The following is a 14,721-nucleotide window of genomic DNA, read 5'->3' on the forward strand; positions in this document are numbered from 1 at the left end:
TGCATCAGGAATTGCATAGTCCGATTGCATGAACGATTCATGTGGAGAGCGGCAGCACGACAGAAAGCACATCAAGCACTGAATCACGAAACGGGTGCTTAGCTCAGTTGGTAGAGCGGCGCCCTTACAAGGCGTAGGTCGGGAGTTCGAGCCTCTCAGCACCCACCAGTTTCGCGATTTTCTGTTGTCCAAGGCAGTCTGAACAAGGCTGTTGCAGTACCCGGAAACCCGCACGGCCATCGGCTCTGCGGGTTTTTTCTTGCCCGCGGACAGTACAAAGATGGCCACGGTCGGCTATTAGAATCCGCGCTTTTATCGTCGTATTTTCCGTTATATGTTTTGTCTTTTGTCAGCCCCCGTCAACGATCCATTGTCCGCAATCGTCGGCATGGCCACCGTGACGCGCAACCTGTGCTTCGGTTTCACTTCATCGGTATTTCCGAGCGCCCGTATGTGTTCGCGCGGCGTATCTCGACGCTCGACCAGCTAACTGACGGTCGCGTCGCATGGAATGTGGTGACGTCGTATCTTCCCGCCGCGATGGGGAATCTTGGCGTGTCGCAGCCTCGCTGCACGTGACCGGCGTTGCGCGTACGCGGACAAGTCGGCGCCTTTTTTTGACGTGCCCGGCGTGCACCATGTCGAGTCGCTAGGCTCACGAACGCCCCTGCTATTCCCGACCGGGGCGCCGAGTCGTGGAGTAACGTTCTGCGCCGAGCACAAGCGCGCAAAGCGGGTCCGCGCGGTCGTCATGACGGTCGCGGCAGTGCCGGCGAGCATGCTACCGGGCGCGTGCGGCACGTCTGCTGACATCGACCGCGTCAAGTCTTATGACCGTCCCAGTGGTGTTTTCAATGTCGATGGGTTGCGGCGCAGAACCGATGGCCTGTCGGTCCAACTGGTGCGGTCCGTCGCGTTGGGCGATCACGCCGATCAGCAAAGCGCTCATCCGAGTAAGTGAGCGGTAAGTCTGCCAGTCCTAAAGTCAATTCTGTCTCATCCCACGACTTTAGGACCGACAGTGAATAAAAGACTTCGCCGCAGACATCATTTGCTTCTGGCCGTCGCATCGGTCGCCCTGTATTCGGGCTCCGTCCGGGCCGATGACGACGGCGCCGAGTCGCGCAACCCGGACGACTCCGGACTGACCGTTCTGAGCAACGCGACGAACGTCACACATTGGGGCCTCGGTGTGGCCGCCGGAATCGAAGCGGCGCCTTATAAAGGCTACGGCACGAAGTACACGCCGATTCCGCTGCTTTTCTTCGACAACAAATGGGTGCACGCTTTCGGCACGTCGGCCGATCTCAAGCTCGGCAGCTGGGCAGGCGTCAGTGTCGCGCTGCGTGGACATTTCGCAATTGGCGACGGCTATAAAGGCTCGGATGCGCCCATTCTGAACGGCATGCAGGACCGCAACGGAGCTTTCTGGTATGGTCCCGCGCTGGCGTGGCACACCGCATTTGGCACGCTGTCCGGCGACTTTCTCGAAGGCGGCAACAAAGGCCAGAGGGCCGCGATCGACTTCGGCAAAGTATTCGACTACGGCAGATTCTCGATCGAGCCGCACGCAGGTGTGGAATGGTTGAGCAGCAAATATGTCGACTACTATTACGGCGTGCGACAGTCCGAAGCGCGCGCCGGCCGGCCCGCCTACACAGGGAAGTCGACCTACGACATGTCCCTCGGCACCCGAGTGGATTATCACTTCACCCGGCATCAAGGCGTGATATTCGACGTCGGTATATCGCATCCCGGCGGCGGCATTACCGACAGCCCGCTGGTCGGAAAGCGCTATATCCCTGAGGTCAAGATCGGGTACCTCTATCAATTCAACTGAGCGGAATTACTATGTCGCGAGTTGCACTGATCGAAGACCATGCACGTCTCGCCGCGATGGTTCGCCAGGCCCTCTCGTCCGCCGGAATCGAGACTGATCTGTTCGCCACGCTATCCGAGGCCCGGTACGGCGTCACCCGGGCCGAGTATGCGGTGCTGATCATCGACCGTGGCTTGCCCGACGGCGACGGCCTGACGTTTCTGCGAAACCTGCGGGCAGCCGGCCAGATGACGCCCTGTCTGATGCTGACCGCTCGAGACGCGCTGCACGACCGCGTGGATGGACTCGAAAGCGGCGCGGACGACTACGTGACCAAACCGTTCGCGATGAGCGAACTGGTCGCGCGAGTACGCACGCTGATGCGCCGGCCTGTCGTGCTGACGGCGTTGTGCGCGTGGTTCGCCGACATCGAGGTCGATCCCCAGGAACGCGCGATCCGCTGCGGTGAGCAAACGCTGCCGCTCGCGCCCGCCGAACTGCAGATCATTCTGCATCTCGTCAGGTCCAAAGGCGGTACCGTTCGCCATTCCGCGCTCGAACATGCCGCTTGGGGACTCGGCGAAGCCGTCACCCCGAATGCACTGGAAGTGACCGTACACCGCCTGCGCAAGAAACTGGCCGCGATCGGTGCAGCGACGCGCATCGTCAACGTGCGCGGCGCGGGGTTTTCGTTGCACCATACCTCCGCACCCGCCAACGTTCCTCACCATCCGGCGTCTGGACGGAGCGACTGATGAAACCACGGATTCTCGTCGTCGATGACGACCCCGACTGTCGCGACGCGTTGCGCACGTGCCTACAGTCGAACGGTTTCGACGTGGCCGTCCTGTACGAGCCCGCGCGCGTGCTCGAGCGCCTTGAGCTCGAACGCCCGGCGTTGATCGTGATGAAAAGCGGTCCGTCGTTCGGCGGCGGCCTCGCCACATTGCGCATGCTGCGCGAGCATCGCGACGACATGCCGGTCATCCTGCTCGCCGAACCGGACGACGTCGTCGAACGGATTGTGGCGCTGGAATGCGGCGCCGACGATGTCCTGTCGCGACCGTTCAATGTGAAGGAAGTGCTGGTCAGGATCCGGTGCGTACTCAGGCGTGTCATGGACGAACCGCTGCACAGCCCAGTCCATCGCCAGCCGTTCCGGTTCGGCGGCTTTGAATTGAACTTCGCTTTGCGCACGCTCTCGTTTGAAGGCCGTCCGGTCCCGTTGCAGCAAACAGAATACGCAGTGCTTCATCTTTTTACGACCGCGCCGGACCGGGTGCTGTCGAGAGAATTCATTGCACACTGCATTCACTCCAATGCGCGGGACCAGCTTCCCGTCGTGGGTCTGTGGATACACCGTCTGCGTCGACGGATCGAAATGGATCCGTCGTACCCGAAGCTGATCCAGACGGTGCGCGCAAGAGGCTATGTTTTCCACCCTTGGGCCACAGACGATGCCACGACGGGCGCACTTCTTTCGCCGCCTCACGGCACGCTACAGCGCTCGGCTTCTACCCGGACCGACTATCCGCTTGCCACCCACCAGCCGGCCATCCGATCTCGGCAGGCCTGAACCACTCTCTACCATGCTCAATCGATGGCTTCGAAGTTTGTCCGTCCGTGTCTGGGTGACGAGCGTTGCCGCGCTCGCTGTCAGCCTTGCGGTGCTGTCCGCCGTCGTCGCCTACGCGTTCAATCACTTTCCCGAACAGATGCTCGGGAGGCACGAGCAGATCGAAAACGCCGTCAAGATTGCGGACGGCCTGAAGTTCGACGCGTCGGGTCGCCCGGTATCGATACGGCTTCCGGATAAGACTGCGTGGCTTTTCGAGGTCGTGCCGGCCGAGCTCAAGTACCGAGTACTGGATGCGCAGGGCAACGTGCTGCTTTCATCGAATTCTGCCGAGCGCGACGCGCCCTGGAGCGTGGCTGATCTGGAGACGATCGCCGGCGGCGTTCAACGCGTTCACATCGACGGGAAACCGTACGACATCATGACGCTGCGCGTCCCCCATGGCAACGCTGTGTTCTACGTTCAGACCGCAATGAGCAGGCGTCTTCTCAATGCCATCATCAGCCAGAAAATCACGCCAATCCAGATCATTGTCCCGGTGACGATTCTCGTGGCAATGGTTACCTTCGGCCTCACGCTGACATTGACGGTTTATTGCGTGCTCCGCCCGCTGCGGGAAGCATCGAAGGCTGCAGCGTCGATCACGCCGCGCAACCTCAAGACACGTCTTTCGCTGACAGGGATACCGGGTGAGATCACGCCGCTTATCCATGCGTTCAATGACGCGCTAGGCAGATTGGAGAATGGTTTTGCCGTTCAGCAACAGTTTCTCGCATCTGCCGCCCACGAACTTCAAACGCCGCTCACGCTGATTCGCGGGCAGATAGAACTGCAACCGGACATTGAAGACAAGGACCTGCTGCTACGCGAGATCGACATGATGGCGCGTCAGGTGCGGCAACTCCTGCATCTGGCGGAAGTGAGCGAATCGCAGAACTTTACGTTCGGCAACGTCAATAGCCTTGACGTCGCGCAGGACGTGGTGGCCTATCTTTCGCGCAAGGCCGACGCACGACAGATCAAGCTTGAACTCCATTCGGCGGGCAACGGACCATCGATCTGGGCGGACCGCAGCGCGCTGTTCATCCTCATCAAAAACATTCTAGAGAATGCGATTAACGTAACGCCAGCGAACAGCACGGTGTCGGTCCTCGTCGACGACGTTTCGGTGCAGATTCGCGACGAGGGGCCCGGGATCAAGGACGAACATCTGCCATTTCTTTTCAAGCGTTTCTGGCGCGCGCCCGATTCGCGGCACGATGGCGCTGGGCTGGGTCTGGCCATCTGCAAGGAGATCGCTTTGGCCCACGACTGGCGGCTAACTGTCAGTAGCCTGCGCCTCGGCACCTGCTTTGTCGTCCGGTTCTGCTGAACTGACGCTGCAGCAGATGCAACGTTCGCGCGCTCAATGTCATGACTTGCCGGCGCGCCCACACGGATGCACGCCGGTCTGCCTGGAAGCTCAGAAGCTATGGCGCACACCCACACTGACCTGCGTCTGGCTGTTAGTACCCGAAGGAATGCCGGTGTCCGTTATTTCCGCGTAGGAAAGGCTGAGGCCGTTGCCTCCGGAGACGTGTTGATAGGCTGCCTCGGTGTACAGCAGCGTCCTCCTGCTCAGGTCGTAATCGACCTCCATCGTGACCTGCTGATTATGCAACGTTGCGCTCGTAGCACCGGAAAGGTGTTCAGTCGTCAAAGTGTAGCCGGCGCCAAGGCTCAGCGCGTGCGTGAGCGGGTAATGTCCGTAAGCGCTGTAGTTATCGAAGCGGAGGTCTTCTCCGGCGCTCACACCGAGCAAGTTGCCGCTGGCGAGCGAGAGGTATGTGGAATGTGTATACAACAGACCGGCCGTCCCGCCGCCGATGTCGAAACGGGCACCCGCGCCCAGCACGGTCTGATCGCTCGCGGCGATGGCGTACCCCATGTTCGAATTCACCGCACCGGCGGCGTTCGCGCTCGCCGGATTCGTTGCGCTCATATAAGCCGCTGCTACATGGACCGGACCGTGGTCATAGCCCGTGCCGACGCTCACGAGACGGTTGTTCTGAAACTGGCCAGCCGCGTTGGAAAAGGCATACATGCCGCCGAAATGCCAACCGCCAATCAACGGACTTTCATATTTCACGGCGTTGCTGACCGTGTAGCTGCCGCCCACCGTATCGTTGTCATACACGTGTGCCGATGTGTTTCCACCAAACGTGCAGTAGGCCGAGACAGGGCATAGATAATCGGTGACGGACGTGTACTGCTTGCCGAGAGTCAATGTACCCCAGCGGTCATCCTTGAGGCCGACCCATGACTGTCTTGAGAACATGTAGCCGCTGATGGAACTAGCGCCGTTATTGATGCCGAATTGACTTTCGAGATCGAAGATGGCGTGCGTGCCGCCGCCAAGATCCTCGCTGCCTTTGATGCCCCAGACCGTGGTGTTGTTGGCGGAATTCGCCAGCGCCCATGCGGGGCCGGCTTTACCGCCTGCGGTCTTTTCGCTGTTGGTGAACTGGACGCTTTCGTCCAGCGTACCGTATAGCGTCACGCTGCTTTGGGCATGAGCGACGGATACGAGTGCGCCCGCAACGGCGGTCGCCGCCAAATGTTTGATTTTGATGGACATGACTAGCGTAATTACGTTTTAGTTAATAAGGAATCCGGTGTAAACGGGGCAGGCATTGACTTACATCTCACGATTTTTCGATCATTCGCCGCACCACCGGTCTATCGGCGGCGCGGCGCTTTCCCGGTGTCAGGCTTTAGCTTGCGAGCAGCTCACGCAGTGCGTTGTGGAGCACCTCGATATCGACGGGGCTGGTGCCCGGGCCGCCCGCGAAGTGCCCCCAGATCGAATCGACCACGACCAGCTTTGCATGCGGCATATGCTTGACTTCAAATTCGCTGTCTTCCGGCGGGAAGTAAAGATCGGTCTTGCAAGGCATGACGATTGCCTTTGCGCGAATCGACGAGAGCGCCTTGACGAAATCGCCTTGGTAAAGCTCGTTATTGCTGATATCGCCGTTTTGCCACGTCCACAGCATGCCGAGCAGATTGTTTGCGTCCTTCGACAGCAGCCAACCCTCCCAAAAACCGACGAGAAAGTCTTCCAGCGAGGAATAGCCGAGCTTCTCGAGATCGAACTTCTCGCGATAAAACGCTTGCGACAATCCCCATCCCGCATAAACTCGTGCCGCCGCGCGCAGCCCTTTTTCGGGCTGCGTTTCGTACCAGCCGTCAAGAAATGCGGCGTCGGCGGTGAGCGCTGCCTTGACGCCTTCGAGGAATACAAAGTTGTGCCTTGAGCATTTCGACGATCCCTGGAACGGCAGAATTCGCTCGACCATGTCCGGATACATCGCACCCCAATGGAACGTTTGCAACGCACCCATCGACCAGCCCGTGACGAGCGCGATCTTCTCGATGCCGAACAGCTCCGTGACCAGCCGCCATTGCATGCGCACGTTGTCATACGCGGTCACGTTCGGGAAGCGCGCCTTACTGTATGGAGCAGGCGTATTGCTCGGGGACGATGAAAGTCCGTTGCAGAACATGTTCGGCACGATGATGAAGTACTTGCGCGGATCAAGTCCCTTATCGTCGCCAATCAGCCATTCATTCTCGTAATGCTGCCCCGAATACCACGTCGGGTAGATAATCACATTGTCTTTCGCAGCGTTGAGCGTCCCATACGTCTTATAGGCCAGTTTTGCGTCGGGGATACGTAACCCGCATTGGAGCTCGATATCGCCGAGAGAATAGATCTCGTAGTCCGACATGTTGATACATTCCTTATGAAAGATACATCGAGGTGGGCGCGGCCAAGCGTCCGCTCAGGCCTTCTCGCGCCGATAATCGTCAAGCGCGATCGGTAGCCACGCCCGCTTTCTTCGTAACCTGCGCGATCAAGCCGTAGACGATTGCGCTCACTACGAACGCCGATACGGCTGTCGAGAATTCGGGAATCTGTTTTTCCACCGCATACGCTGCCACCGATCCTATCGCCCACGCCGCGAACGCTTGAGCGCGCCACTCGCGGTCAATGCCGGCGCGGGGACGGGCCAAATACAGGTCGACGATCACGATTGCCCCGATCGGCGGGACGATGATGCCCAGCAAAGAGAGCCAGGGAATGAACAGCGCCCAGACGTTGGTTGTGGCCACGGCAATGCCGATGGCGGCCAGGATGACTGCGGCCGTGCGCATCTTGATGCCGACGATCCTCGACCAGCCGACGGCGGAGTTATAAAGACAGTGTGCACAAACGGAGCCGAGGCTGCAAAAGAGGAAAACGACTGCAGCCGCGCTCAGCCACGTGTGATGCTGATTCAGCATGTATCCAAACATGTTGTCCATCGCGAACGGTTGCGGATCCGGCAACGCGAGGGCCGCCGTCATGATGCCGCCCATCAGCATCGCGTAGCAGTTCGCGAACGGAAAGGCCGTGAACGTCGCGATCCATGAATCGCGACCATTCTTCGCCCAGCGATTGAAGTCGGCCGAGACTGTGCCGGCATCGACAAAAAGACTGATCACGATTGTCAATCCAACGCCGAATGCCATCGACGATGCCGGGTGGGTGCCGGTATAAGCAGACACCGCATGCCATCCCGCATGTTGGGCCGCATCGATTGCCACCCAGGTCCCGAGCACTAGAAAGAGCGGCACCGAAACCATGCCGAGCCAGTGCAGCCCGCGGATGCCTACGAAGGTGACCGCAAGATAGAGCACGCCCGCGATCAACGTCATGGCGAGGTAGTTCGCGCCAGACGATGAGTGAATAAGATTACCCGTAATGCCGGTCTGTACCGCGTACCAGCCGAGCAGCAGGCTTGAAAGCAAGCCCGAAGCCAATGCATAGCCCTTGCGCCCGAAGACCTGACTTGCCAACAGGGCGAAGTTGAATCCGTGCTTCGCTCCCAGGCCGCCAAGCAAGCCAACATAAGCGAACATCAGGAGGTTGCCGGTGATCATCGCGCTCAGCGCACGCCCGAAACCCATTCCCGCGACCAGAATCGAGCCCGTCATCGCACTCGTGATGATCATCGGAAAACTGACCCACACGGTTGCAACCGAGGTCACACTGCGCCGCGCTGTTTTGGGGACGGGAGCGTGCTCGTACTCTTCGCCGAGCACGTGGTCAAGCGCCGTTTCTCTGCCGATGCCTACTGATTGTGGAGATGACATGACGTAGTTCCCAATGGGGCCAAGCCGCCGTCGCGCGAGCCTGAGCCGTGACCAAAAAAAAAGCCCACCAGGCGCCTTTGCAGGCTGCGCGGTGGGCTCTGTTGCCTCTTGCATTCGTCGCTGTTGACGAAAGGATGTGTTGCTGGACCGAAGCATCTGGCAACGAAAAAGGACTGTCAAGTCATTTACCATTTCATCATGTTTCATTCAACGAGTAGCCTGTATCGCGGTTCTCAACCGTCACGTTGCAGCCAAGGCGAGAGACGAATTCTGATTCCTTGACAAGCGTTCGCTTGTTTCGTACGCTTGAGCGCAATGAATGTATCTCCTTGTCGCCAACATTGTCGGCAAGAGCGAAAAGGCAATAGAGCCCGAACAGACTGATGAGTCTGCTCGGGCTTTTTTTTTGTTTCCCGACTCAACCCGGAGAGAAAGCAATGCGTCATGGTGATATTTCGAGCAGCAACGACTGCGTTGGTGTAGCTGTCGTCAACTACAAAATGCCGCGCCTTCATTCGAAGGCTGAGGTACTCGAGAACGCGCGCAAAATCGCCGACATGGTGGTCGGCATGAAGCAGGGTCTGCCCGGCATGGATCTCGTCATCTTCCCCGAGTATTCGACGCACGGGATCATGTACGACCCGAAGGAAATGTATGAAACGGCTGCCACCGTACCCGGTGCCGAGACCGAGATTTTCAGCGCGGCGTGCCGGAAAGCCAATGTGTGGGGTGTGTTCTCGCTGACCGGAGAGCAGCACGAAGAACATCCAAGCAAGGCACCGTATAACACGCTTCTGCTCATTAATAACCATGGCGAGATCGTCCAGAAGTATCGGAAGATCATGCCGTGGACACCGATCGAAGGCTGGTATCCCGGCGACCGTACGTATGTGTCGGAAGGACCGAAGGGAATGAAGATCAGCCTCATCATTTGCGACGACGGCAACTACCCGGAAATCTGGCGTGACTGCGCGATGCGCGGCGCCGAACTGATCGTGCGCTGCCAGGGTTATATGTATCCGGCGAAAGAGCAGCAGGTCATGGCCGCAAAGACGATGGCGTGGATGAACAATGTCTACGTCGCAGTGGCGAACGCCACCGGTTTTGATGGTGTCTATTCGTACTTCGGCCATTCGGCGATCGTCGGTTTCGACGGTCGCACGCTTGGCGAGTGCGGAACGGAAGAAATGGGTATCCAGTATGGCGAACTGTCTGTCAGCCTGCTGCGCGACGCACGCAAGAACATGCAGTCGCAAAACCATCTCTACAAGCTGGTGCATCGCGGCTATACCGGAAAGATCAATTCGGGCGAGGACGTCCACGGTGTAGCGGCATGTCCTTACGAGTTCTACACCAAGTGGATCAATGACCCCGAAGGCACGCGCCGCGAGGTCGAAGCCATCACGCGCTCCATGCCGGGGACCCCGGAGTGTCCGATCGAAGGCATTCCGCACGCCGATCCGCAACACCGCTAACACGGCTGGCGCCGGGAAACCGGCGCACCGATCGACAAGGAACGATGCCGATGAAGGATGTCCTCGCGCAATACCGATTGGCGACGGAGCGTTATTACCGGCCGATTGGGCAAGAGATCGAACTATTCGCCGCGGCACACGCGCGGCGCATGCCGATCATCCTGAAAGGCCCGACCGGATGCGGCAAAACGCGCTTCGTCGAGCACATGGCGGCAAGCCTGAACAAGCCCCTCATTACGGTCGCATGTAACGAAGATACGACCGCTTCCGATCTCACCGGTCGCTTTCTGCTGCGCGGCGATAGCACTGAATGGCATGACGGACCGCTAACCACGGCGGTCCGTTATGGTGCGATCTGCTACCTTGATGAAGTCGTCGAGGCGCGTCCCGATACGCTGGTTGTCATTCATCCACTGGCGGATGATCGCCGGGTTCTGCCGCTCGACAAGCGTGGCGAATTGATTCACGCGCATCCCGACTTTCAGTTGGTCGTGTCATACAACCCCGGATATCAGTCGTTCGGCAAGGAGCTTAAGGCTTCGACGCGGCAGCGCTTCGGCGCGATCGATTTCCAGTACCCCGACGAGGCGGCCGAGACCGATGTGGTCGCTCATGAGGGCGAAGTCGATCGCGACATCGCGCTCAAACTCGTGCGTATTGCAACTCAATCGCGCGAGCTCCGCGGTCGAGGCCTGGCTGAGGGCATATCCACGCGCATGCTCGTGCACGCATGCGGCCTGATTCGAGGCGGAATCGACGCTCATGCGGCCTGTGCGCTCGCCATGACGCGCCCGCTCAGTGACGACGATGAAGTGCAGAGCGCGCTCGACGGCTTTGTCCGCGCGCAATTCGGAGCTTGATTCCGATGCCCGCGGAACGGATGGGTAACGAAAGCGGGTCGGCGATGCAAGGCGTCGTCGACGCATCGTTCACCGCAGCGACGCGGATGCTTGAATGCTATGCAGCCGGATTCGGGCAGTGGGATGTCGACGCAATGGAGGCGCGAAAAGAACCTGCGCCGACACGCGTCTGTGTGCAGACCGAGCGGCTCGACGAACTCGGCGGCGGCGCATTACGAACGTCGATCGGCGAAGGTGGCGTGATCCGCGTTGCGCCAGCCGTCGATGAGGGCAGCGAGCGCTCTGGCGCGGCGCGCCTATATCAAGCTTCGGTGGCCCATGCGCTGGCGCATTTGCGCTATTCGCGTCCCGCTTCGCCGATCGGCAAGCGGGGAGCGTTAAGGATTGCGGTGGCGTCGTTGATCGAGGATGCTCGTGTCGAGCGCTTGTTGATGCGTGATTACCCGGGCCTGCACAGCTTGTGGGGTGCGTTTCATACGGCATCGGGCGAACTCGGTATGTTGACCTTCTCGTCACTGGCGGCTCGCCTGGCGCGCGCGTTGCATGATGTCGGCTACGAGGATCCGAACGAATGGGTCTGTAAAGGCCGGAGACTTTTCGACGCCATTGCCGCGCATCACGACGATATGGCCGCCTGTCACGAAGTTGCCGACATACTGGCCGTTGACCTTGCGCAGATGCGCGTGAGGTTCGATGTATCGTCGTACCGCACTGAGCCGCGGTACCGCGACGACAACAGTTATTTGTGGACGACCGAGTCGGAACCGGTGCATGCACGAATGGAACCGGCCCCCGATGCGACCGACCGGACCATGGCGCGGCCGAACGCGGCGGACAACATGCGCCTACTCGACAATCCGCCCATCGAGACTGAAGCCTGGCGTGCTTATAGATATCCAGAGTGGCACTCACGAGTAGGGCTCCTTTTACCCGATTGGACCTGCGTCTACGACCGCGCGCCGGCCGCGGAACCTCTGAGCGAGAGCGAGCGTGCCGACGCTGGACTACTCGCCGTCCGGCGAGCGTTGCCATCCGGTTGGCAGCGATCGCCCACGCGCCTTCGCCGCCGATCCGAAGGTCCTGAGCTCGATCTCGACGCGCTCATCGATGATCGCATCGCCCGACGCATGGGTGCGGCCGGCGATGGAAGAATCTTCGAACAAAAGCGGCGCACGCCGCCAAGCATGTCCGTACTGTTTCTGCTCGATTTGTCCACGTCGACAAACGACAGAATCGGCGTAACACAACAGACCGTGCTCGATATCGAAAAAGAGGCCGCTGCGACGATCGCGTCCGCGCTGGAGCCGACGGCCACACGCGTTGCACTGCACGGGTTTTCGTCAAACGGGCGTCACGATGTCCGATACACGCGAGTCAAGGATTTCGACGAACCGTTTGGCAAAGCGCAGCGAGAGCGGCTGCTAGCACAGAAAGGCGCATTGTCGACACGCATGGGCGCGGCGTTGCGACATGCGGCAGCGCAGTTCGATGAAGAGCAAAGCGAGGCGAAGCTATTGGTGCTCGTCACTGACGGCGAGCCGTCGGACGTGGATGTCCACGACTCCATGCATCTGATCGAAGACGCCCGCCACGCGGTATCGGCTCTATCATCGCGCGGGATCTTGCCGTTTTGTTTCGCATTCGATCGCGATGGGCACCGGTATGTCCGGACCATCTTCGGTCCCGGCCATTACCTCGTACTGAATGGCGCCGGGAACCTCGCCCAGCAGGTCAGCAAGGTGCTCGCAAGCTTGAGGTGAGCGGCCGATGCTACTGGGACGGTGCCGAACATATGCCGGCTTTTTTTGGTCGGAGACAATGACGTATCGGGTCGCGCGGCGCCCGGTTATTCTGGATCAGGCGAACCAGGCAATTACAGGCGCGTAAAAACGTGGCAAATACCGAAACGATCAAAGTGGGCGTTCTGTTTTCCGAGACGGGTGTGATGTCGGCGATCGAGTCGTCGCAGCTTTACGGAACGCTTTTCGCAATACGCGAGATCAATGAGGCAGGGGGCATCGGAGGGCGCGAACTCGTGCCGATCCACCATGACCCCGCCTCCGATCCCGCGAAATATCGCATGTTTGCGGAACGGCTCATTCTGGCAGAAGATGTTCAGGTCATTTTCGGTTGCTATATGTCGAGCGCGCGAAAGGCCGTATTGCCGATTGTGGAGCGCTGCAATCGGCTGCTTTTCTACGCCACGCTCTACGAAGGCTTTGAGTTCTCCGATAACGTCATCTATACCGGTGCAGCGCCCAATCAGAACAGTGTGCAGTTGGCCGATTTCATGACGTCCAACTTTGGTGCGCGCGTCTATCTCGTCGGATCGAATTACATCTATCCCTACGAGTCGAACCGCATCATGTCTGACCTCGTGTCGCAATACCGGGGTGGCGTGAAGTTGGGCGAACGGTACGTCCGCCTTGGTGCCACGGAAGACGATTTCGCCGCAATCGTCGAAGACATTCGCGCGGCACGGCCTGATTTCATTTTCTCCACGGTGGTCGGCGACGCAACGCGGCACTTTTATCGCGCCTATGCGCGAGCCGGCCTCGATCCGGCATCGATGCCGATCGCGAGCCTGACGACCTCGGAAGTGGAAGTCGCCCAAATGGGCACGGACGTCGCCGAAGGTCACTTTACTGCGGCGCCTTACTTTCGCTCGATCGACTCTGCGGGCAATCTTGCCTGTCTGGAGAAATTCGGCCGGATGTTCGGCTCCGAAACGATTCCGAACGCGAGCTGGGAGGCGGCGTACTTTCAAGTTCATCTTTTTGCGCAGGCCATGCGGGCCGCCGGCTCGCCCGAGCTTGAAACGCTCATGCCGGAATTGCTGCGCTGCGAACTGGACGCGCCGCAGGGACGCGTCAAGATCGATCCGTCGACTCACCACACGTATCTGAATCCGCGTATCGGCCGGGTCAATGGCGAGGGACAATTCGACGTTGTGTGGCAAGCCGTCGCCCCTGTACGGCCGGACCCGTATCTCGTCGCGCATACGCTCGGCGACTGGATGGGTTCAACGATGAGCTGGAGCAGTGAATGAACGACGAAGAGGAAGCCGGCCGAGGCGTGCCGGCGCCGGCTCTCCCCATCTCTCACTTGCTGATGGATTTGCGGTCACTGCGCGTGTGCGTGTTTCATCCGCACGACCGCGACGGTGCGCAGCTTACCCAGCAGCTGCAGCGCATCGGCTGCCACGTGCAGGCGTTCTGGCCGCCGCTGGCTTCCGCACCGGCAGGCACCGACGTCGTTTTCTTCGCCTTGTTTCCGGACATCCTGGACCTCATTGACGATTGGTGCACGGACGACGACGCACCACCGTCGATTGCCGTTCTCAACTATGAGAACCCGACGCTCATCGAGGCGATGCTGCACATCGACGCAAAAGCCGTCGTTACGTCGCCCATCCGGTCGTTCGGTCTCCTCAGTGCGCTCGTCCTTGCACGCGAGCTCGGGCGGGAGCGCAGGAAACTGCGCAAGCGCATCATGCGTCTCGAAGAAAAGCTCGGTAGCGCGCGCAAAGTCGCGGAAGCACAGGAGATACTCTGCCGCCAGCGCGGCGTCAACAAGGCCGAGGCCTATCGCATCATGCGCGAGCAGGCGATGGCCAAGCGGATGACGGTAGAGGACATCGCTTCCGCGCTTATCAACGCGAACGACATTCTGTCGTCAGGCCGCTGACGCAGCGCCTGACGCGGCAACGTGATTCCGCCCCGGCGTGCGCGTTCGCTAGATCGCCGTGCGCGCAGCCGTGCCCGAGGCTGCAATCCGTCAGTCGTCATGTCGCGCACCGCGCGGTAACACGCC

12 protein-coding genes and 1 tRNA gene are annotated in these 14,721 nt (G+C 59.8%); 10 read left to right on the forward strand and 3 right to left on the reverse strand.

The features are described 5' to 3' along the window. The first annotated feature begins 92 nt into the window (after nt 1–92). The 5 genes from BJG93_RS07215 (at nt 93) to BJG93_RS07235 (ending at nt 4,767) form a co-directional block, all read left to right on the forward strand. A tRNA-Val gene (locus tag BJG93_RS07215) sits at nt 93–168 on the forward strand. A gap of 1,024 nt (nt 169–1,192) precedes the next feature. Then, nucleotides 1,193–1,840, forward strand: coding sequence for a MipA/OmpV family protein (locus BJG93_RS07220; RefSeq protein WP_231337441.1), 648 nt, complete (start codon nt 1,193–1,195; stop codon nt 1,838–1,840). 11 nt (nt 1,841–1,851) lie between these two features. Continuing rightward, on the forward strand, nt 1,852–2,574 hold the full coding sequence (locus tag BJG93_RS07225; protein ID WP_034479351.1) for a response regulator transcription factor: 723 nt from the start codon (nt 1,852–1,854) through the stop codon (nt 2,572–2,574). Further along, nucleotides 2,574–3,395: a response regulator gene (locus BJG93_RS07230; protein ID WP_051374386.1), complete on the forward strand. Its 822-nt coding sequence runs from the start codon at nt 2,574–2,576 to the stop codon at nt 3,393–3,395. The genes BJG93_RS07225 and BJG93_RS07230 overlap by 1 nt, the downstream gene beginning before the upstream one ends. Before the next feature lie 37 nt (nt 3,396–3,432). Continuing rightward, nucleotides 3,433–4,767, forward strand: a complete 1,335-nt coding sequence (locus BJG93_RS07235) for a sensor histidine kinase (RefSeq protein ID WP_231337442.1) — start codon at nt 3,433–3,435, stop codon at nt 4,765–4,767. A 90-nt stretch (nt 4,768–4,857) separates the two neighbouring features. On the opposite strand, the gene BJG93_RS07240 is transcribed toward BJG93_RS07235, so the two are convergent. The 3 genes from BJG93_RS07240 to BJG93_RS07250 all read right to left on the reverse strand — a co-directional run bounded on the left by BJG93_RS07240 (nt 4,858) and on the right by BJG93_RS07250 (nt 8,573). Continuing rightward, complete coding sequence (locus BJG93_RS07240; RefSeq protein ID WP_051374387.1) at nt 4,858–6,012, reverse strand: porin; 1,155 nt, start codon at nt 6,010–6,012, stop codon at nt 4,858–4,860. Nucleotides 6,013–6,148: 136 nt separating this feature from the next. Next, nucleotides 6,149–7,165 carry an alpha/beta fold hydrolase gene (locus BJG93_RS07245; protein WP_027197639.1) on the reverse strand — a complete coding sequence of 339 codons (1,017 nt, stop codon included), beginning with the start codon at nt 7,163–7,165 and terminating at the stop codon, nt 6,149–6,151. Nucleotides 7,166–7,244: 79 nt separating this feature from the next. Then, complete coding sequence (locus BJG93_RS07250) at nt 7,245–8,573, reverse strand: purine-cytosine permease family protein (RefSeq protein WP_027197640.1); 1,329 nt, start codon at nt 8,571–8,573, stop codon at nt 7,245–7,247. A 437-nt stretch (nt 8,574–9,010) separates the two neighbouring features. Here BJG93_RS07250 and BJG93_RS07255 point away from each other — a divergent pair, with 437 nt between their 5' ends. The 5 genes from BJG93_RS07255 to BJG93_RS07275 all read left to right on the forward strand — a co-directional run bounded on the left by BJG93_RS07255 (nt 9,011) and on the right by BJG93_RS07275 (nt 14,595). Further along, nucleotides 9,011–10,048: an aliphatic amidase gene (locus BJG93_RS07255; RefSeq protein ID WP_027197641.1), complete on the forward strand. Its 1,038-nt coding sequence runs from the start codon at nt 9,011–9,013 to the stop codon at nt 10,046–10,048. 50 nt (nt 10,049–10,098) lie between these two features. Beyond that, nucleotides 10,099–10,908 (forward strand): CbbQ/NirQ/NorQ/GpvN family protein, encoded by an 810-nt coding sequence (locus tag BJG93_RS07260; RefSeq protein ID WP_027197642.1) that lies wholly within the window; start codon nt 10,099–10,101, stop codon nt 10,906–10,908. Between the two features lie 20 nt (nt 10,909–10,928). Further along, entirely contained in the window at nt 10,929–12,668 is a 1,740-nt protein-coding gene (locus BJG93_RS07265) for a nitric oxide reductase activation protein NorD (protein WP_051374388.1), read from the forward strand. A 185-nt stretch (nt 12,669–12,853) separates the two neighbouring features. Further along, the gene (locus BJG93_RS07270; protein WP_051374467.1) at nt 12,854–13,957 is read left to right on the forward strand and encodes a transporter substrate-binding domain-containing protein; all 1,104 of its coding nucleotides are present in this window, start codon (nt 12,854–12,856) and stop codon (nt 13,955–13,957) included. Further along, nucleotides 13,954–14,595 (forward strand): ANTAR domain-containing response regulator, encoded by a 642-nt coding sequence (locus BJG93_RS07275; protein ID WP_051374389.1) that lies wholly within the window; start codon nt 13,954–13,956, stop codon nt 14,593–14,595. Before BJG93_RS07270 ends, BJG93_RS07275 begins: the two co-directional genes overlap by 4 nt. The last annotated feature ends 126 nt before the right edge of the window (nt 14,596–14,721 follow it).

It is taken from the genome of Paraburkholderia sprentiae WSM5005, from assembly GCF_001865575.2.
In the GTDB taxonomy this organism is placed as follows: Bacteria; Pseudomonadota; Gammaproteobacteria; order Burkholderiales; family Burkholderiaceae; genus Paraburkholderia; species Paraburkholderia sprentiae.